Origin of the sequence: Planococcus notacanthi, from assembly GCF_030407825.1 — a bacterium.
Classification (GTDB): domain Bacteria; phylum Bacillota; class Bacilli; order Bacillales_A; family Planococcaceae; genus Planococcus; species Planococcus notacanthi.
Map to the genome: position 1 here is coordinate 285,412 of NZ_JASDCQ010000003.1, position 17,921 is coordinate 303,332.

Sequence of the window (17,921 nt, forward strand, 5' to 3'; positions counted from 1 at the left end):
GAATGGAAGTTTCTTTTCATATTGCTGAAAAAATGGAAAATAACTTATTTTCAGAAAAAAACAGCTTAAATATTTGCTGTGTCTTATGTAAATGATAGAATAATGATACATATTCCTGTGAAACTATAGGTATTTGACATATTTTACGTAAGGAGCTTTTTTATGGAGATACCATTTGCCAGCATCCCATCTTTTCATATAATTGCGCAGTACGGTCCTGACAAGCCGGAAATCAGTTCCATTGCCTATAATTCAAGGCAAGTAGTCAAAGGCTGTGCTTTCTTTTGTGTGCCCGGGGAAAACACTGATGGGCATTTGTATATCGATGAAGCCATTTTAAATGGAGCTTCAATGATTATTGGCTCCAATCCTGTACTGCTTGCTGATTATGCTGAAAAGCATCCTGATCTTTCTTTTGCGGTAGTTGAAAATGTCCGTTTAGCACTCGCTTGTCTAGCCGATTTCTTTTATCAGTCCCCTCAAACAAATTTGCTGAAGATAGGCGTCACAGGAACGAACGGAAAAACAACGACAGCCACGTATGTCTATAATCTGTTCAATCTTCTTGGGGTCTCTTGTGGATTTATTGGAACAACCGGAATTTTAGGGGCAGCAGGAAAGATGCCGTTCCAGAAGAGTACACCTACCACCCCGATATCATCCGACATCCATCAGATTTTCAGAAAGTTCGTAACCGACGGCATTCAAGCTGTTGCTATGGAAGTCTCTTCTATTGCACTGGATCAAAAACGGGTGGAAGGCATCCGTTTTGATGTGGCCATCCATACCAATATTTCGGAAGAGCATCTGGAATACCACAAAACCTTTGAGCATTATCTTCAATCGAAACTTTTATTATTTAAGCAGTCCAATGCCGCTGTGGTTAATATTGACGATGAAGGAATGTCTAAAGAAATTTTGGAAACCATCGATTATCCGCATTTAACTTACAGCAGCCAGCTGGATTCTGGTGCTGATTTGATTTGGACAGCATGCGAATCATCTGATTCCGGACTGGATTTTGAACTTCGCTACCAGGGCCAGGGATGGCCGGTCCATGTTCCGCTTTATGGTGAATACAATGCGGCCAATTTGACAGCCGCTGTTGGAACGGCTCTTTTATCGGGAATTGAGCTTGTGGATATTCTGGCAGTCCTGCCGAAAATGTCTCAAGTCGAAGGCCGTTTCCAAATGATCCATGGCCCCGGCAATCGGAAGATCGTCTTGGATTATGCCCATACGCCGGTTGCGTTGGCCGCTGTTCTTCAAGAAGTGAAAAAACTATCGCATAACCGGCTGATTGCGTTGATCGCAGGCATCGGCATACGGGATTTTTCAAAAATGCCGAAGATGGCGAAAGCTGCTGAAGGAAAAGCCGACATCCTTGTGGTGACAGTCGACCATCCTGGGCATAATGAACCCGCACTTGTAATTGATGCAGTACTTGAAGGATTGACGATTCCATATAAGCAACAAGTGCTGACAGCCAATTCGCGGCGGGAAGCGGTTCTGGCAGCTTTAAAGGAAAGTGGACCAGGTGATCTTATTTTGCTGTCGAGCGGCTCGATCAACGGCGCGCAGATTGTCAGAGGAGAATACATTCCGCATTCGGATGAAGCGATTATCGAAGAATTTTTCAGTAGCAAAAACAGTGAATTTTAACTGCAAAGGTCGCTTTTTGGCGGCTGAATGTGGTTATATAGAAGAGAAGGATACATAGATATCAGAATTGGAGTGAATGGAATGCAGTATCGTACAGAAAAAGATACCATCGGTGAAATTCAAGTTGAAGCGGACAAAATGTGGGGCGCTCAAACACAGCGCAGCGTACAGAACTTTGAAATCGGTACGGAACGCATGCCGCATGAAGTCGTTATGGCTTTTGCTCAATTGAAAAAAGCGACAGCTAAAGCAAACCATAAACTTGGAAAATTATCAGAAGCAAAAATGAAAGCGATTGAACTTGCAGCGAATGAAGTGATCGAAGGCAAATGGAATGATCATTTCCCATTGGTCGTTTGGCAAACAGGAAGCGGCACACAATCCAATATGAACATGAACGAAGTTCTGGCACGCCGAGGAAATGAAATTTTGGCAGAACAAAATTCTGAAGAAAAACTTCATCCAAACGACGACGTGAACATGTCCCAAAGTTCAAACGATACGTATCCGACTGCAATGCACGTTGCAGGCGTTTTGGCAGTGACTGAAAACCTTGTGCCGGCTGTTCAAAAGCTGAAAGCAACATTGGATGAAAAAGCACAACAATTCAATGACGTCATCAAAATCGGACGCACGCATTTACAAGATGCGACACCTCTAACATTAGGCCAGGAAATCAGTGGCTGGAGACACATGCTTGAAAAGAGTGAACGCATGATTCGCGAAAGCGTTGAACACATGCGTGAATTGGCAATCGGCGGTACAGCAGTTGGAACAGGCATCAATGCGGATCCAACGTTCGGCCCATCAGTTGCTGAGTTCATCAGTGAAGCTGTTGGAACTACTTTCACTTCAGCAGAAAACAAATTCCATGCACTGACAAGTCACGACGAAATGGTTTACACGCACGGAGCCATTAAAGCATTGGCAGCGGATGCAATGAAAATTGCCAACGATGTACGCTGGTTGGCAAGCGGTCCCCGCAGCGGAATCGGTGAAATCACCATTCCTGCGAATGAGCCAGGAAGTTCCATCATGCCAGGGAAAGTCAATCCGACACAAAGTGAAGCATTGACGATGGTAGCAGCTCAAGTAATGGGCAACGATGCAACAATCGGTTTTTCCGCAAGCCAAGGAAACTTCGAATTGAATGTCTTTAAACCAGTCATTGCTTACAACTTCCTGCAATCTGTCCGTTTGTTGACAGACAGCTTGATCAGTTTCAACGATCATTGTGCAGTGGGCATTGAAGCTAATCTGGACGTTATTCAAAATCACGTGAGCAATTCATTGATGCTGGTAACGGCGTTGAATCCGCATATTGGATACGAAAAAGCTGCGGCGATTGCTAAACAAGCCCATAAAGATGGCACAACATTAAAAGAATCTGCTGTGAACAGCGGCCATTTGACTGCGGATCAGTTTGACGAATGGGTAAAACCGGAGAACATGGTAGGAAAATGAAAAAACACAAAGCGGCTGGAATTTCTCCAGCCGCTTTTTAATCCGCTCTTTTAAACGCCATAAAACACTCTTCTGAAACAAAAGAAGAGTGTTTTTACGTGTATTCACTGTCCGTTCTTATATTGCATGTAGACCACTTGCGTGACCAGGAAATCCTCCATGCCGTGTTTGCCATCGGCGCCGCCAAGTCCAGATTTGCGCATGCCGGCGTGATAGCCTTGAATTGCTTCAAAGTTTTCGCGATTTACGTAGGTTTCGCCGAACTTCATTTCATTGACGACTTTCATGGCTTCGTTCAGGTCGTTTGTGTAGACTGCTGAAGATAAGCCGAATTCTGTATCATTGGCTTTTTCGATGGCTTCCTCCAATGTGCTGTAAGTGGTGACAGGCAATACAGGACCGAAAATTTCATCGCGGATAATCGCCGAATCGTGCTCCACATTTGTCAAAACTGTCGGTTTATAGAAAAAGCCGGGTTGGCTATCGTCGCGTTCACCGCCGGTAGCGACCGTTGCGCCTTCACTCACTGCCTGTTTGACCATATCATGCACGGTATCAAGCCGATCCTGGCTGACAAGCGGTCCCATGTCCGCTTCTTTGTTCTTCCGCGGGTCTGCCAAAGTCTTAGATTCGAAAGCGGCCGTTAGTTTTTTCGTGAATTCTTCCGCAATGCTTTCATGGACATAGACCCGTTCGGCGTTTGTGCAGGCTTGCCCATTATTCGCCAGTCGGGAGGTTGTGATAGCTTCAACTGCAAGATCGAGATCTGCATTTTGGGTAACGATAGCAGGAGCCTTGCCACCCAATTCCAAATTGACTTTGGTGATGTTCTTTGCGGCGGCCTCCATTACTTTGGTTCCTGCTGGGACGCTGCCGGTCATGGTGACGAGCTGTACTTTTTCATGTGAAGCCAGTGCATTGCCGATTTCAGATCCTGTTCCAGTCACGACATTGTAGACACCTGCCGGAATTTCATCCATTTCATGAATGATTTTTGTGAATTCCATGGCGGTGTTTGGCGTTTGCTGGCTTGGTTTTAAGACGATTGTACAACCGGTAACAAAAGCTGTTGCTACTTTTCTGGCCAATATGAAAACCGGGAAATTCCAAGGAACAATTCCTGCTACGACGCCGATGGGCTTTTTGTAGATGAAGATGTTTTCATTCGGCCGGTCGCTTGGCACGATTTCGCCTTCGATCCGTCGTGCCCATTCGGACATGTAATGGAAATAGTCAATGGCAAGATCGATTTCGCCGCTCGCCAATTCATAGCTTTTTCCTTGTTCTTCCTGCAGCAAATCAATGAATATATCGCGTTTTTCTGCGATTTTATCTCCCAATGCACGGACAATTTTACCGCGTTCGATATTGGGTAGGAGCTCCCAAGATTTTTGTGCCTCGAACGCGGCATTTACAGCGCGGTCGACATCCTCTTTTGTTCCATTAGGAATCTGCGAAATGGTTTCTTCTGTCGAAGGGTTGATGATGTCGATCCATTCTGTTCCGGTGGAGTCTGTATACGTTCCATTTATATATAATTGATGTTGTTGCATGAGTCTGCCTCCTTTGTGTTTAATAAGCTTTTCCCTGTGCTTTACTGTGTTAAACAGACAAGGTCTCAATAGAAGGGAAACCAGAATGCTAAAAAGAGTCAGCGGATGGAGACAAAAGGATTTCCTTCGTATGGGCAGATTAAAAAAGGGCTGTTTAAAAGGGTTTCAATCAAGCTGTGACGAATTAGTTACAGTAACAGCGAATCAGAAAAAAGAGGTGCATTATGCAAAAATCATTTGTTATGTCTTGGAGCGGCGGGAAAGATTCAGCGCTTGCCTATTACCGCGCCGTGTTGGAAGGGCATGTGCCGCTTGCCTTGTTTACCATGTTCGAAGAAGATGGCTCCAAATCACGGTCACATGGTTTGCCGATTGAAGTCATGGAGGCACAGGCAGAGCGGATGGGTTTGCCTTTAGTCATCGGAAAAGCCAGCTGGTCTGGTTATGAAAAGGAATTTATTAAGCAACTGAAGAAATTTAAAGCCCAAGGAATTGATATGGGAGTTTACGGCGATATCGATTTGGAAGACCATTTGAAGTGGGTGGAAAAAGTCAGTGCAGAAGCAGACATGAGTGTCGGACACCCTCTATGGCAAGAACCGCGAAGAAAGATTGTAAAGGAATTGGTGGACGAAGGTTTTCGGGCAGTCATTACAGTAGTCGATACAAAGCGCTTGGATGAGCGTTTTTTGGGACGTGAATTCACTGATGAATTGATAGATGAATTGGAAGCGGAAGGTGTGGATGTCTGCGGTGAAGAAGGGGAGTTCCATACGATGATTGTAGATGGCCCAATTTTCGTTGAACCGGTGCCAGTCATATTCGGTGAAAAAATCAAGGCAGGGAACTACGGGATATTGGAAGTGAAACTTCATTCAGAGGAGTGATCACGATTGATTCAAATCATGGGGATGGAAGAAAAACATATTCGGCAAATGGCGGTACTGCTGGCAAAGCGCCATGAAAGGGAACGTAAGATCTTCAGCTTTCTGCCGACAACGTTCGAAGAAATCGATGATACCGAAGAGGTTCTGCGACATATGCTCGAACGTCCATTCATCAATGGCATAGTGGCAGTCAGAGGGATTGATGTAATCGGTTATATGCTTTATGAGTTTAAAGAAGATGCTAAACACGGGCGCTATGTATGGATGGACTATGAATCCATCGCTATCAGCGAACATGAAAATCCGCGTTTGTTGAGGTTGTTATATGCAGATGCTGGAGCTGAGTGGATCAAACATGGCTATTTTCATCATAGATTAATGGCGCCGCTGGGCAATGAAGCAGTTATTGACCAATGGCTGGACCAGTCTTTCAGTTTTGAACAGAAATATGGAATTTTGTCGCTTGATGATTTTGAACCGGAAAACGGCACACTTCCGAAGCTCGAGTTTCGAAAAGGAAAAAGGGAAGACGCATCATTACTGAAAAAAATGGGAATGTGGAATAGCATTCATCAGGCAGCCGCTCCTTCTTGGCAACCTATTACACGTGAAACTTTAGAGGATGTAAAGGAAAGCTACGAAGCTTTGAGTGAAGACCAGGATGCATATTTATGGATGGCTGAGCAGGGGGACCAGATTGCCGGATTCCATGTCTATTTCCGCAAGGAAGACCCGCTGAGTCTGGTGACTCCCGAAAATTGTGCCGTGCTTCCTGCAGCATCGACTAATCCGGACCTCCGAGGAACAGGAGTAGGGCGGGCGTTAGCCAATTACTGTTTCGATGAGATGAAGAAACAGGGCTATGAGTATATTTTCGCAGATTGGCATACGCCCAATCAACTAGCTTCCTATTTTTGGCCGAGAATGGGATTTCAGCCCATCATGGTCCGTATGGTAAGGAAAGTGGATCCGCGAATTTCGTGGGCACATGGCGAATAGTTGGAAGCCGGCAACAGATGACTCTAGACGAATCGACATAATAAAATCCTCTTATTGATTCATCAAGCCACTTTACTAATTTTAAAAATTCGAATAAGCTAGAAGCATCAGGAAAACGATAGCGTTTCCACCTAAAATATTCGCTGTAACTACTTGGTTCGTAAAACGCAATTAAATAATTTGGTCAAGTGCTGTAGAGATTAGTGCTATCAGCAAAGCCGAAAAGTAACTTTCCATAAACATGGGAAGACTTTTCGGCTTTTTCTTTGGTCAAAAAAGAAGGGGAGAAACGTGTTGAAAGATCCAACAGATTTTCAAGAAGAAATAAGCTTTTATTTTTCAAGATCCAAAGGCACACACGAAGAAGCGGGAGAACAGTTCATCACCTTGTTTGCACGTTTAAGTGTCATCATCCCTTCACATGAGAAAGAAGCGGAAACCAGTGGACATCAAACCTTATGGGTTGATATAGACCAAGTGAAAGAACAGCAGGCTACGCTTAAAACGAGAAAAATGCCAGATTTTATACAGCAATATGAAGTGCCGGAAGCGTTGTTTTGGGAACTATACAAAATTTCTCAGCGTTGTCCTGATGAGCTGTATTATCTGACGCCATTGTCGCATCTGCACGATTACAGCAACCGCAGTTAATTGACTCCATTCCTAAGAATTAAAACAGCGCGGTCCAATAGGACACGTGCTGTTTTAATTTTCTGGAACGACTTTAAAGTCGATTTGTGCATGGATTTCATAAGGAGTGGCGGAACCAGCAGAGCTTGTGGCAGTGAAGTTCGCAAAACCATTGATTTTATAATAACCGGGCGGAAACTCTTTTTCCATAATACGCTGAACAAATTCAATATAAACTTCATCTTCTTCGGCACTATAGCCGCCGCTGCCAGTATAGTCTTCATGCAAGGGCTCCCCTTTGGTTAATCGGGTAGTCAACAATGGTTCGTTCATGGCATATTCAACGACATATTTCCTTGTCTCTTCGGAAAGGGGGAAATGGAAAGGGGAAGCGGCATGGGAAATTTCAATGTTCTCCTGTGCACCGTTATATTCCAGTTCCGCATAAACTTTTATTTCTTCGCCTTCGGTGTATTGTTCTTTTTCGCTTATCAAGCGATAAATGAAGTCACCTTGGACAGCGTCGGATTGAGCAGAATTCACAGTGAAATCACTTATATCATCTGCCGGTTGTTTTAGTGGTTCATCAACCCCGCAGGCTATCAGCACCAAAGCAGGAATAAGAATACGGATGGCCCTGAACGTTTTCATCACTCGTATGCCTCCTTTGTCTATAAGACGAAGAAGCAGGAGCATCTGTTACAAACAATAGAAAAAACAGCGGTGTTTATTCCATTTTATCTTCTGGGCGCCATCCTTGTTGCAGTTCGCGGATCGACAAGCCGAAAGTCATTTCGAGATGTGGGTAATCCTTGAAACGCTGCCAGTCACCACCCCAGTCAAATCCAAGTTTCTTGCCGATAGCCGCAACTTCGAACCAATCACTTTCTCCGTTGCCGTTGCCGTCTCTTGTAATGTCCCAAACAACCGATCCGTCATCAAAGCGCAGAGCGTAATCGATGGCCAACCCATAATTATGATAGGACTCCCCAGCTTCTGCATGCGTCACAATAGAGCCAGGCGTACTTCGCCCTTGACTATGGAGATCTGCCTGTTCTTCAGGGGAGCGGTAACCATCGGTAATAATAATATCGATTCCAATTTCAGCAGCTTGAGCGACCAGCTGATCGCGTTTTTCTTCTACGATGGGGTGCAATCCGGAAGGCAATGGGCGCTTCTCCAATTCTTCCCGAAACGCCATTTCCTTCTCCAGCCATATAAATAAAAAACCGCCGAGAATCACTAAGAAAAAGATCGTAAAAGCGGTCTTTGCGTGTTTCAATTTCATTCACCTCTGTAGGTTCTATTGTAGCAAAAATCATGAAAAGAGTATCGCAGCAAAGAATTTGGTACGATAGAAGAAATGAAGAGAGAGGGGATACAATCAATGGTTATCGAATTGATGAAAGCGCACGCTTCTGTACGGGACTATAAAGAAAAGCAATTGTCACGGGAGGAAGTCAGCGAACTGGTTGCAGCGGCGCAACATGCAGCCACATCCCACTTTGTCCAAGCTTATTCAATCGTTTGGGTAACAGATCCTGAAAAACGCAAAAAACTGGGCGAACTGTCCCAAAATGCTAAACAAATGGAAGGCGCGGGAGCAGTCTTTCTGATGTGTGCCGATTACAACCGGCTGCAGCATGCAGGCAAGATGCAGGGACAGGAAATTGTCTTCGATTACGCGGAAAATTTGATTGTGGCTGTAACCGATGTTGGTTTGCTGGCGCAGAATCTTGCTCTTGCAGCTGAATCGAAAGGCTATGGCATCTGCTATATCGGCGGCGTCCGCAATAATATGGAAGCTATCAGCGAACTGGTCGGATTGCCTGAAGGTGTCTTCCCGGTTTACGGCTTGACCGTCGGTGTTCCGAACGAAGCGAATGGCGTCAAGCCACGTTTGCCGGTCGAAGCGATTTTGCATGAAAATGAGTACGATGAGGCGAAGTATGAAACCATCTTGCCGGAATACGACAATACGATCCAAGCCTATTATGCAAGCCGCGGATCGAATCAGAAAACCGCTACTTGGACGCAACAAATGGCAAATTTCCTAAGAAAGCCACGCCGTGAAGACATTAAAGAAGTATTGGCGAAAAAAGGCTACCATTTCAAGTAAGGCAGACAAAGTTTTTTGATAGAGAAAACCTAAGGAGGAAAAGCAATGAAGCTGGCACTATTCGGAGCTACAGGACGTGTGGGCAGCGAAATTCTTAAACGGGCTTTAGCAGACGGCCATCACGTAAAAGCTTTGGTCCGGTCTGAAAAATTAGAGGCGCACCCGAATCTGGAAATGATTATTGGGGACGTACGAAATGCAGAAGACGTTGAAAAAACGATTATTGGGACCTCAGCGATTTTCAGCGCTATTGGGACAGACCGAACAACGACCTTATCTGAAGCGGCGCCGCTGATTGTAAACGCGATGGAAAAAAACGGCATCGAACGAGTGATAACCATTGGGACGGCGGGAATTTTGGATAGTCGGTTGAGCCCAGGCCTGCTCCGTTACGAAGGTGGAGATTCCAAGCGCAAGCTGACGTTTGCTGCAGAAGAACATGAATCGGTTTATCGGTTGTTTGAAAAAACCTCTCTTCAATGGACCATTGTTTGCCCCACATACTTGCCGGATGGCGAAGCCCGCGGCAATTATCGTGCAGAAAAAGATCTGTTGCCTGAAGAAGGAAAAGAAATAACGGTTGGGGACACGGCGGAGTTTGCGTATCGCCAGCTGGAATCACTGGAATTCATTCAGAGCCGTGCAGGCTTGGCTTACTAGAAAGTTTAGACAGAAGGTGCCCCATGAAAAAATGGTTAGTGCGTATAGGATTGGGCGTTTTTGCTTTATTGGCAATTGCAATCATCAGCTTTGTTATTTATGCTCAGTTTGATAATGGACCAAGTGCTGTCTTGACTGAGAATGTAGATCTATCTGCAATTGATCGGGATGAAGAGGGCTTGATTTTTCAGCCGGAATCACCTAACGGCAAAGGAATTATCTTGTATCAGGGAGCAAAAGTGAAAAAAGAAGCTTACGCATACCTCGGACAATCCCTAAGCGAGGAAGGCTTTGTGGTTTCGATCCCCCAATTGCCATTGAACTTTGGGATTCTGGGTTCAAGAAAAGCCGATGCTGTGATTGAAGAACATCCTGAAGTGGAGGAGTGGTTTCTTGGCGGCCATTCTTTGGGCGGTGTAGCCGCTTCGTTTTATGCGGAAGATCCTTCGCCGAAGCTGGCAGGGCTTTATTTCCTTGGCGCATATCCAGCTGGCGACTTTTCGGCCAGCGACTTGCCGATGCTGTCGATTTATGGAGAGTTGGACGGCTTGTCTACAGTGGAAGACATTGAAGAGAGTCGGAAATTATTCCCGGATGACAGTGTCCTCGTTGAAATTGAAGGCGGCAACCATGCGCAATTCGGTTTATATGGTGAACAAAAAGGTGACAACACAGCTGAAATAACGCCGCTCGAGCAGCAAGACCAGGTAGTAGAGATATTAACCCAATGGATAAAAGAAAACTGACCCGAAGATTTCGGGCCAGTTTTCTTTTTTTATGGAGTTAGGATGTATGATGTTAATTTTCGGCTGCTTCTGTTCCTGTAGTCGGGCGCTTCCGCTTTTCTTTGTCCAGCTTCAGCGCCCAGATTCTAGGGTCATAAGCCACTCTGACTGTGCGGCTGGAAACACGCCGCTTCGTCAGCGCGTCTTATGCCCGTCGAATCTACATGGGCGCTTCCGCTTTTCTTTTACGCAGTGATGTCTCTTCTGCCGAATGTCCAGTAGCTGATGGCCATGAATACCAAAAAGTAAACGGCCAATACGACGATGGACATCTGGATAGTGATATCAGAAATCATGAAATTACCGGTGGAAAATTGTGTCAGGTCGGTATGGGTAAACAAATAATATTTAACGATTTCATAGTTCTGTAATAGGAAGACAGCTTGGATGCCTGTAAACATCAGGAAGATCGATAAGCCGATTGCTAAGGAACTAGAGCGGAAAACGGTGCTCAGCATGAATGCGAACGTGCTGATCATCCAGACACTTGAAAATTTAAGTGCTGCGAGTTTGAGGGCTTCCAGCCAGAACGAAGTTTCTGCCACTTCCGACCCGTTCCACACGAGGAGGGTTCCGTCGCTAATTCCGAAAAAGAGCAATCCTGCGAGTGCTGTGGAAATCAATAAAATCACGGTTAATACAACGGCGAACAGCAGAACGGTTATGTATTTGGAAGTGAGGATTTTCCAACGTTTCACCGGCCGTGTCAACAACATTTTAATGGTTCCTTGTGAAAATTCAGAAGCTACAATGCCGCCGGCCGTAATGACTGCCAACAGCGTAACGAGTGACATCATCATATGGGTATCGATCACTTGTTGTTGCATACTGGCGTATTCAAATGAAGGAATGTCATTTTCCAGCCGGTGCTCAGCGATGGCAATCCGCCCTTCATAATAATCCGCCTGTGGTTCGCTAAGATCGGGTTCTTCCAGCATGACCATACTGTTGGCGATTTCTGCTTGAGCAATGTCCCGCCAGTTCTCGTTGGCGTTTTCAGTGGCTGTCGAATTCATCCATTTGGTGATGCCGATACCCGCAAATACGACCACGACCAGCAATGCAGCCATAATCCAAGTCATTTTTCGGCTCCATAGTTTCATCCATTCATTTTGTATGAGTTTGAGCAATTTCGCCGCCTCCTGTCATTTCAAGGAATTGGGATTCTAAGGTTTCACGATATGGCTGGACGGCAAAAATTCGTACGCCGGCTCCGACCAATAAGTTGATGGCTCCCGGAATATGTTCGGCGCCAGAATCGATCAGATAGCCTTTATCATGCAATACGGTGGGGAAACCAATGCCTGTCAGCACTTCACCGGCCAACTCCAGAGGTTCTGCTTGAATGTAATAGCGGGATCTCTGGAGATCATTGACGTTTTTGATATCGATTAATTCGCCGTTTTGAATAATAGCAATCCGGTCGCATAACAATTCAATTTCAGACAAAAGGTGGCTGGAAACAAAAATAGCCACTCCGTTTTCCTTGGCTATTTTCTGCAGGTAAATCCGGAATTCACGAATGCCGGCCGGATCTAGGCCGTTTGTGGGTTCATCGAGAATAAGGAATTTCGGATCATGCAGAAGGGCTTGTGCCAGACCAAGGCGCTGCCGCATGCCGAGTGAATAGGAAGCTACTTTTTCATTGATGCGATTTTGCATGCCGACCTGTTTGACGACTTCATCAATCCGTTCTTTGGATATTCCTTTGTGCATCCGTGAAAAATGAAGCAAGTTCTTGTAACCGGACATGTATTTGTACATTTCAGGATTTTCCACGATGACCCCGACTTTTTGGATGCTGCCTTCGAAGTCTGCCTGCACGGATTGGCCGTCGATCCATACGTCGCCTTCGGTCGGTCGCATCAAACCGACCATCATCCGGATAGTCGTGGTTTTTCCGGCTCCATTGGGGCCGAGAAATCCAGTGATTTCGCCTTTGTGCAGGTCGAGGCTTAAATTTTTGATGATTTTTTTCTTGCCGATTGTTTTCGATAGATTCTTGATTTGGACAATCGCTTGTTCAGCCATACTCTGCCACCTACTCTCTTATATGTCATTAGTAGTAACGAACCAAGTAGGCTAAAGTTTCATTTTTTTAAAGTGAACTTCGGCAACAATGCTTATTGGACTCGAAAAAAGGGAATAACAGAATCAACAGCAAAATGATGGAGGGATTGGCGATGAAAGAGTTGGAGGACAAGGAACAGATTCTGATAGCTTATTACACGCAATACTATATGGGCGGAGGCTATGATGACCTCAAACGATTAGATCAGCATCTGGCGCAGCAAATTGGTGAAGACCGATATGCAGCCGTGATGAAAGAACTGGAAAGTGAAGGGCTGATTTTTGGCATGGAGCAAGTGGAAGCCCGTGAAAAAGCTGGAGAAGATAGCCCGATGGCAACAAATGAAGGAATGCTTGCCGTCCACTCTATATTGAATCTGCAATCAGAATCAATAGAGAACCATCAACTTGATTATCTAAAGAATCACCTAAAAACCAGCAACCTGAAATTCACCCTAGAACCGGTGGAAACTTATATCTATAAAACAATCGAGGAAAAGGCGCAACAAAAGCCCAATGAAAACTCCCCTTGAATGGACAAAAAAGCGATGGCCGGAATTCCGGCCATCGCTTTTTTGATAGACTTAGAGTTTGAATATAAAAAACACCAGAAAAATAAAAAGGATCACAAGCGTGTTGACAGTGAACGAAGTCTGCTTACTGACAGGTTCCTCAAGAGACGGAAAGCGTTCAACGATGCGCATCGCTCCATAAATCAGGGCACCCAATATCAGCAAGGTCACTACCAGGTTCATATCATAAATACGAACGTCGATAAAACGGATCAGCACGACAGAAAGAGCTAGAATCATGCCGTTCACTAAATTTTTGCGTTTCATAGATACTCCTTTAATTCGTTTTCGAGAAATGGGTCGGCTGATAGCAATGAAGTAAATTGTTTGTACTTCTTAAATTGTCCAGCCCCCGGTTTTCGGCCGGTTTTATAAGCGCGGATTAAAATGTTTTTAGGCGTATGCTCCATATCAATAAATTCCATCAATTGCGTTTCGTAGCCAACGAGAGACAGCAGTTCTGCCCGGATCGAGTCCGTAGCTAAAGCGCTGAAACGCTCTTTGATCAAGCCGTGCTGCAGCATGATGCCAAGTTCCGGTGCAGCGATTTGGCTGTTCAATTCGTGCTGGCAGCAAGGGACGCTCAAAATCACTTTTGCATCCCATTTGACGGCGCGCGATAAAGCCATATCGGTTGCTACGTCGCAGGCATGCAACGTGACAACCATATCGACAGCGGATTCTTCATTGTAGTCATTGATGTCTCCGACCAGGAACTCAAGCTGTTCATAGCGTAGATCTTCCGCAATCTGCTGGCATTCCTCAATCACTTCTTTTTTCAGATCAAGGCCGGTAACCCGCAGGTCCAAGCCTTTTTCAATGCGCAAGTAATGATACAGCGCAAAGGTCAAATACGATTTTCCTGAACCAAAATCAAGGATCCGGACGGTGCGGTCCTGCGGCAAATAGGCAAGTGCATCATCAATAAATTCAATGAAACGATTGATTTGGCGGAATTTATCGTACTTCTGCTTTTTGACTTTTCCATCCGAGCTTTGAACGCCGAGGCGAACCAGGAATGGATAGGGGATGCCGTCTTCCAGTAAGTATTGCTTTTTGCGGTTATGAGAGAGCTCAGCTTTTTTCTCGCCGGTCTGTTCGGCTTTCCAGCTGACTTTGAATTTTTTGGAAAGCTGGATCTGTACTTTTTCATCCGTGAATTGAAACAGGGCTTGGCGAAAGTCATTGAAAAGAGATTCCAATTTACGGCATGCTTCTTCAAGGGGCAAGTTTTCGTGTTTCAGCACATGTTCATGCTGATATTCAAATTGGATTAAGTATTCGTTTTTAATTTCAACCGGCTTCAGTTTGATCCGCTTGATGTCATTAGATTTCAGTCGCGGCTGGCTGACGGTTGCTGACACCAATTGCTGCTGCAAAAGGCGTTCTGTCAATTGATCCTGCATTGTTTGTAATTCCATGGTCGATCCTTTCCGTTGCATGTAATAGTTTTAGTTTATCATGCGGTGCATAAAAAGAGCGAGCTGTCCGGTTCGTTCCGATAAAAGCACGTCCCATTAATTTGGAATTTTGTGATAATATAGATGGGTGAAAACGTTTTCAAATAGGGGGATGGAAAATGGTGACTTTGCAGAAAACAGTCGGGCAAGTCGTGAAAGAACAGGCTGCGCTGAATCCGAAGACAGAAGCTTACGTCTATCCGGAACATGGGATTCGAAAAACCTACAAGGAATTTGATGAAGAAACAGATCGCCTGGCAAAGGCATTTATTGGAATTGGGATTGAAAAAGGGGAACATGTGGCCATTTGGTCAGACAACAAGCGTGAATGGCTGCTGAGCCAATTCGCCACCGGGAAAATGGGTGGTATATTAGTGACGGTCAATACGAGCTACCAATCGAGCGAACTTGAATATTTATTGGAGCAGTCGGACGCGACAACTTTGATATTAGGGGAAGAGTTTAAAGGTACGAGTTATATAGAAATCGTCAACACGGTTTGCCCGGAGTTGGCAACGGCTGAGAAAGGCAAAATCGTCAGCAAGAAACTGCCGCATTTCAAACGGGTGATTGTCATGAGCAACTCGAGTTACCCAGGAATCTACACATGGAATGAATTCGAGGCTTTTGCTGAAAAGGTCAGCGACGCTGATTACCAGGAACGTTTTCATTCGATGGATCCCGACGACGTCATCAACATTCAGTATACATCCGGCACAACCGGATTTCCGAAAGGCGTCATGCTGACGCACCTGAACGTTGTCAATAACGGCAAACTGATCGGTGATACGATGAACCTGACAGAAACCGACCGCTTGTGTATTCCTGTCCCGTTTTTCCATTGTTTTGGCTGCGTGCTTGGAACAATGGCTGCAGTGACGCATTCGACGACGATGGTCATTGCAGAACAGTTTGAACCGAAACGTGTACTGCAAATGGTGCAGGATGAAAAGTGCACAGGACTTCATGGAGTGCCGACGATGTTCATCGCCGAGTTGAACCATCCGGATTTTGCGTCTTTCGATACGTCGACGCTGCGTACAGGCATCATGGCGGGCTCTCCTTGTCCGATCGAAGTGATGAAGAAAGTCATCCATGATATGGGGGCTTCGGAAATTACTATCGCTTATGGCCAGACAGAATCATCACCGGTCATCACACAGACGCGGGCTGATGATGACATCGAAAAACGGGTGTCGACAGTCGGCAAACCGCATACGGGAGTGGAAGTGAAAATCATCGATCCGTTGACAGGGGAACAGGTAGCGACCGGAGTGCCTGGAGAACTTTGTACAAGGGGCTACCATGTTATGAAAGGCTACTATAAAAATGTAGAAGCCACAAAAGCTGCGATCGATCCGGAAGGTTGGCTTCATACGGGCGACATCGCTGTTGAAGACGAAGATGGCTATATTGCCATCACCGGACGCATCAAAGATATGGTAATCCGTGGAGGCGAGAACATTTATCCGCGTGAAATCGAAGAATTTCTTTATCAGCATCCTTCTGTACAGGATGTTCAAGTAGTGGGTGTGCCTGATCCGAAATATGGGGAAGAGCTGATGGCATGGGTGATCTTGAAAGAAGGAGAAAAGCTCGATGCAGAAGAGCTGAAAGCTTATTGCACAGGAAAAATATCCCGGCACAAAATTCCGCGCTATATTGAGTTCACCAAGGAATATCCGATGACGGCTTCAGGGAAAATACAAAAGTTCAAGTTGCGCGAGCTATCAGTCGAACAAAGCCGAAAAGCTGAAGTGTGAGAAAAGAAATAACAGAAGTTGTAAGGCATCCTTTTGGGTGCCTTTTCTATTTTGCTTATAGATCAATCCTTGTCCTAGTTTACAATTCTTCATAAAGGGGAGATAAGTAAAAAGAAGTTTGTCTCGAATATAGGGTATTTGGTGTTTCGCAGAAATAGCCGCACCCTTCTTATCTGGCCATCTATCTGTCTAAAAGGAGGAGCTTGCGGATGATTTGGCTGAGCTTCATTTTTGCCGTTGGGTTTGTTTTGATCCATCTGTTTTCAAAACGTTTAAAACTGTTGAAAGTGTTGCCGCGAAGCCGGTTCCTTTCCATCGCGGGTGGGATATCGGTCGCTTATGTCTTTTTGCACTTGTTGCCGGAACTCGGAGTTTTCCAAGATGAATTGCAGGGTGAACTGGAGAATGGCAGTCTGAGATTTTTGGAAAATCATATATATTTGCTTGCGATGACCGGATTGGTCATCTTTTATGCACTGGAGCATTGGGTGAAGACCTCTAAAAAGAAAAATAGACATCTTGCAGAGCCTAAAGCAGCGACCGGAGTTTTTTGGGTTCACATTATCACTTTTGCTTTGTATAATGGCGTCATTGGCTATTTGCTCGTTAGGGAAGATTATCAGGATATGGGGAGTATGGTTTTGTTTTTTTCCGCGATGGCTGTTCATTTCATGGCCAACGATAAAGGGTTGCGCGCTACCCACCCAGAGGATTACGAGCGGTACGGAAGATGGTTGTTGGCTGCGGCGATTCTGATCGGCTGGGGAATTGGTGCCGTTACGGAAGTGCATGATTGGATTATGTCAGTACTGACTGCGTTATTGGCAGGCGGCATTATTTTAAATGTTTTAAAGGAAGAATTGCCGGAAGAGCGGGAGAGCAGTTTATTGGCCTTTTGTACTGGGCTGATTTCTTATTCCGTCCTATTGTTACTTTTGTAAAATAAAAATTTATTTTTATAGCAAAAAAAGAAAGATAATGGTATAATAGTCGTACTAAGATAGGTAATAAAGCATGGTATAAAAACGGCTTACCTAAGAGGGTGTTTACAGTGCTTACAGAAGAAGAATTGGCCATTTTCGAATATGAACTGATTAAGTTAATGGATGAATATCGAAAATGTGTTGATCAATCCTTAAAACTGAAAATACAGGAAGACATGACTTGGCTGAAAACCGCTATTTTTTCAACGGGCATGCATGGACAAACAATTGAAAATTAATCATTCGCACCCTGCTTGGCTGACCGCCAGCAGGTTTTTTTGTTTACATGCCAAGAGTGGAATTGTGAACAGGAC

At 45.0% G+C, this 17,921-nt stretch carries 19 protein-coding genes; 12 read left to right on the top strand and 7 right to left on the bottom strand.

Going from position 1 to position 17,921, the window contains the following annotated elements; all coding sequences use genetic code 11:
* The first annotated feature begins 162 nt into the window (after positions 1–162).
* Positions 163–1,662 (top strand): UDP-N-acetylmuramoyl-L-alanyl-D-glutamate--2,6-diaminopimelate ligase, encoded by a 1,500-nt coding sequence (locus QMA01_RS12715; RefSeq protein WP_290215141.1) that lies wholly within the window; start codon positions 163–165, stop codon positions 1,660–1,662.
* 81 nt (positions 1,663–1,743) lie between these two features.
* Positions 1,744–3,126, top strand: a complete 1,383-nt coding sequence (fumC, locus tag QMA01_RS12720) for a class II fumarate hydratase (protein ID WP_191715458.1) — start codon at positions 1,744–1,746, stop codon at positions 3,124–3,126.
* Positions 3,127–3,230: 104 nt separating this feature from the next.
* Here fumC and aldA read toward each other — a convergent pair whose 3' ends face one another.
* Positions 3,231–4,679, bottom strand: a complete 1,449-nt coding sequence (gene aldA, locus QMA01_RS12725) for an aldehyde dehydrogenase (protein WP_290186877.1) — start codon at positions 4,677–4,679, stop codon at positions 3,231–3,233.
* A 224-nt stretch (positions 4,680–4,903) separates the two neighbouring features.
* Between aldA and QMA01_RS12730 the strand changes: the two genes are divergently transcribed.
* The 3 genes from QMA01_RS12730 to QMA01_RS12740 all read left to right on the top strand — a co-directional run bounded on the left by QMA01_RS12730 (position 4,904) and on the right by QMA01_RS12740 (position 7,216).
* Positions 4,904–5,566, top strand: coding sequence for a Dph6-related ATP pyrophosphatase (locus tag QMA01_RS12730; protein WP_290215142.1), 663 nt, complete (start codon positions 4,904–4,906; stop codon positions 5,564–5,566).
* 6 nt (positions 5,567–5,572) lie between these two features.
* Positions 5,573–6,565, top strand: a complete 993-nt coding sequence (locus QMA01_RS12735) for a GNAT family N-acetyltransferase (RefSeq protein WP_290215143.1) — start codon at positions 5,573–5,575, stop codon at positions 6,563–6,565.
* Between the two features lie 294 nt (positions 6,566–6,859).
* Entirely contained in the window at positions 6,860–7,216 is a 357-nt protein-coding gene (locus QMA01_RS12740; RefSeq protein WP_191715462.1) for a hypothetical protein, read from the top strand.
* A 54-nt stretch (positions 7,217–7,270) separates the two neighbouring features.
* Here QMA01_RS12740 and QMA01_RS12745 read toward each other — a convergent pair whose 3' ends face one another.
* Positions 7,271–7,846: a hypothetical protein gene (locus QMA01_RS12745; protein ID WP_290215144.1), complete on the bottom strand. Its 576-nt coding sequence runs from the start codon at positions 7,844–7,846 to the stop codon at positions 7,271–7,273.
* Positions 7,847–7,922: 76 nt separating this feature from the next.
* Positions 7,923–8,477, bottom strand: coding sequence for a M15 family metallopeptidase (locus tag QMA01_RS12750; protein ID WP_301610489.1), 555 nt, complete (start codon positions 8,475–8,477; stop codon positions 7,923–7,925).
* A gap of 105 nt (positions 8,478–8,582) precedes the next feature.
* Between QMA01_RS12750 and QMA01_RS12755 the strand changes: the two genes are divergently transcribed.
* The 3 genes from QMA01_RS12755 to QMA01_RS12765 are packed head-to-tail and all read left to right on the top strand — an operon-like array spanning position 8,583 to position 10,720.
* Positions 8,583–9,314, top strand: a complete 732-nt coding sequence (locus tag QMA01_RS12755; RefSeq protein WP_191715464.1) for an NADPH-dependent oxidoreductase — start codon at positions 8,583–8,585, stop codon at positions 9,312–9,314.
* A 45-nt stretch (positions 9,315–9,359) separates the two neighbouring features.
* A complete protein-coding gene (locus QMA01_RS12760) occupies positions 9,360–9,974 on the top strand; it encodes an NAD(P)-dependent oxidoreductase (protein ID WP_191715465.1) in 615 nt (204 codons plus the stop codon).
* Between the two features lie 23 nt (positions 9,975–9,997).
* Positions 9,998–10,720 (top strand): alpha/beta hydrolase, encoded by a 723-nt coding sequence (locus QMA01_RS12765; protein ID WP_290215145.1) that lies wholly within the window; start codon positions 9,998–10,000, stop codon positions 10,718–10,720.
* A 224-nt stretch (positions 10,721–10,944) separates the two neighbouring features.
* Here QMA01_RS12765 and QMA01_RS12770 read toward each other — a convergent pair whose 3' ends face one another.
* Complete coding sequence (locus QMA01_RS12770; RefSeq protein WP_290215146.1) at positions 10,945–11,889, bottom strand: ABC transporter permease subunit; 945 nt, start codon at positions 11,887–11,889, stop codon at positions 10,945–10,947.
* Positions 11,867–12,790 (bottom strand): ABC transporter ATP-binding protein, encoded by a 924-nt coding sequence (locus tag QMA01_RS12775; protein ID WP_290215147.1) that lies wholly within the window; start codon positions 12,788–12,790, stop codon positions 11,867–11,869. Before QMA01_RS12775 ends, QMA01_RS12770 begins: the two co-directional genes overlap by 23 nt.
* Positions 12,791–12,942: 152 nt before the next feature.
* Between QMA01_RS12775 and QMA01_RS12780 the strand changes: the two genes are divergently transcribed.
* Positions 12,943–13,362, top strand: a complete 420-nt coding sequence (locus QMA01_RS12780) for a hypothetical protein (protein WP_203340491.1) — start codon at positions 12,943–12,945, stop codon at positions 13,360–13,362.
* A gap of 51 nt (positions 13,363–13,413) precedes the next feature.
* Here QMA01_RS12780 and QMA01_RS12785 read toward each other — a convergent pair whose 3' ends face one another.
* On the bottom strand, positions 13,414–13,668 hold the full coding sequence (locus QMA01_RS12785; RefSeq protein ID WP_203340490.1) for a hypothetical protein: 255 nt from the start codon (positions 13,666–13,668) through the stop codon (positions 13,414–13,416).
* Complete coding sequence (locus tag QMA01_RS12790; protein ID WP_203340489.1) at positions 13,665–14,822, bottom strand: class I SAM-dependent methyltransferase; 1,158 nt, start codon at positions 14,820–14,822, stop codon at positions 13,665–13,667. The genes QMA01_RS12785 and QMA01_RS12790 overlap by 4 nt, the downstream gene beginning before the upstream one ends.
* Positions 14,823–14,980: 158 nt before the next feature.
* On the opposite strand from QMA01_RS12790, the gene QMA01_RS12795 reads away from it, so the two are divergent.
* The 3 genes from QMA01_RS12795 (at position 14,981) to QMA01_RS12805 (ending at position 17,846) form a co-directional block, all read left to right on the top strand.
* Entirely contained in the window at positions 14,981–16,624 is a 1,644-nt protein-coding gene (locus QMA01_RS12795; protein ID WP_191715472.1) for an AMP-binding protein, read from the top strand.
* Positions 16,625–16,833: 209 nt separating this feature from the next.
* Entirely contained in the window at positions 16,834–17,565 is a 732-nt protein-coding gene (locus tag QMA01_RS12800; protein WP_290215148.1) for a hypothetical protein, read from the top strand.
* Between the two features lie 110 nt (positions 17,566–17,675).
* Complete coding sequence (locus QMA01_RS12805; protein WP_191715474.1) at positions 17,676–17,846, top strand: hypothetical protein; 171 nt, start codon at positions 17,676–17,678, stop codon at positions 17,844–17,846.
* The last annotated feature ends 75 nt before the right edge of the window (positions 17,847–17,921 follow it).

What these genes read in the sequence shown, in the direction of transcription:
- aldA (WP_290186877.1), bottom strand. Translation starts at nt 4,679, where the DNA reads ATGCAACAACATCAATTATATATAAATGGAACGTATACAGACTCCACC.
- QMA01_RS12780 (WP_203340491.1), top strand. Translation starts at nt 12,943, where the DNA reads ATGAAAGAGTTGGAGGACAAGGAACAGATTCTGATAGCTTATTACACG.
- QMA01_RS12755 (WP_191715464.1), top strand. Translation starts at nt 8,583, where the DNA reads ATGGTTATCGAATTGATGAAAGCGCACGCTTCTGTACGGGACTATAAA.
- QMA01_RS12790 (WP_203340489.1), bottom strand. Translation starts at nt 14,822, where the DNA reads ATGGAATTACAAACAATGCAGGATCAATTGACAGAACGCCTTTTGCAG.
- QMA01_RS12730 (WP_290215142.1), top strand. Translation starts at nt 4,904, where the DNA reads ATGCAAAAATCATTTGTTATGTCTTGGAGCGGCGGGAAAGATTCAGCG.
- QMA01_RS12745 (WP_290215144.1), bottom strand. Translation starts at nt 7,846, where the DNA reads ATGAAAACGTTCAGGGCCATCCGTATTCTTATTCCTGCTTTGGTGCTG.
- QMA01_RS12785 (WP_203340490.1), bottom strand. Translation starts at nt 13,668, where the DNA reads ATGAAACGCAAAAATTTAGTGAACGGCATGATTCTAGCTCTTTCTGTC.
- QMA01_RS12765 (WP_290215145.1), top strand. Translation starts at nt 9,998, where the DNA reads ATGAAAAAATGGTTAGTGCGTATAGGATTGGGCGTTTTTGCTTTATTG.
- QMA01_RS12715 (WP_290215141.1), top strand. Translation starts at nt 163, where the DNA reads ATGGAGATACCATTTGCCAGCATCCCATCTTTTCATATAATTGCGCAG.
- QMA01_RS12760 (WP_191715465.1), top strand. Translation starts at nt 9,360, where the DNA reads ATGAAGCTGGCACTATTCGGAGCTACAGGACGTGTGGGCAGCGAAATT.
- QMA01_RS12775 (WP_290215147.1), bottom strand. Translation starts at nt 12,790, where the DNA reads ATGGCTGAACAAGCGATTGTCCAAATCAAGAATCTATCGAAAACAATC.
- QMA01_RS12795 (WP_191715472.1), top strand. Translation starts at nt 14,981, where the DNA reads ATGGTGACTTTGCAGAAAACAGTCGGGCAAGTCGTGAAAGAACAGGCT.
- QMA01_RS12800 (WP_290215148.1), top strand. Translation starts at nt 16,834, where the DNA reads ATGATTTGGCTGAGCTTCATTTTTGCCGTTGGGTTTGTTTTGATCCAT.
- fumC (WP_191715458.1), top strand. Translation starts at nt 1,744, where the DNA reads ATGCAGTATCGTACAGAAAAAGATACCATCGGTGAAATTCAAGTTGAA.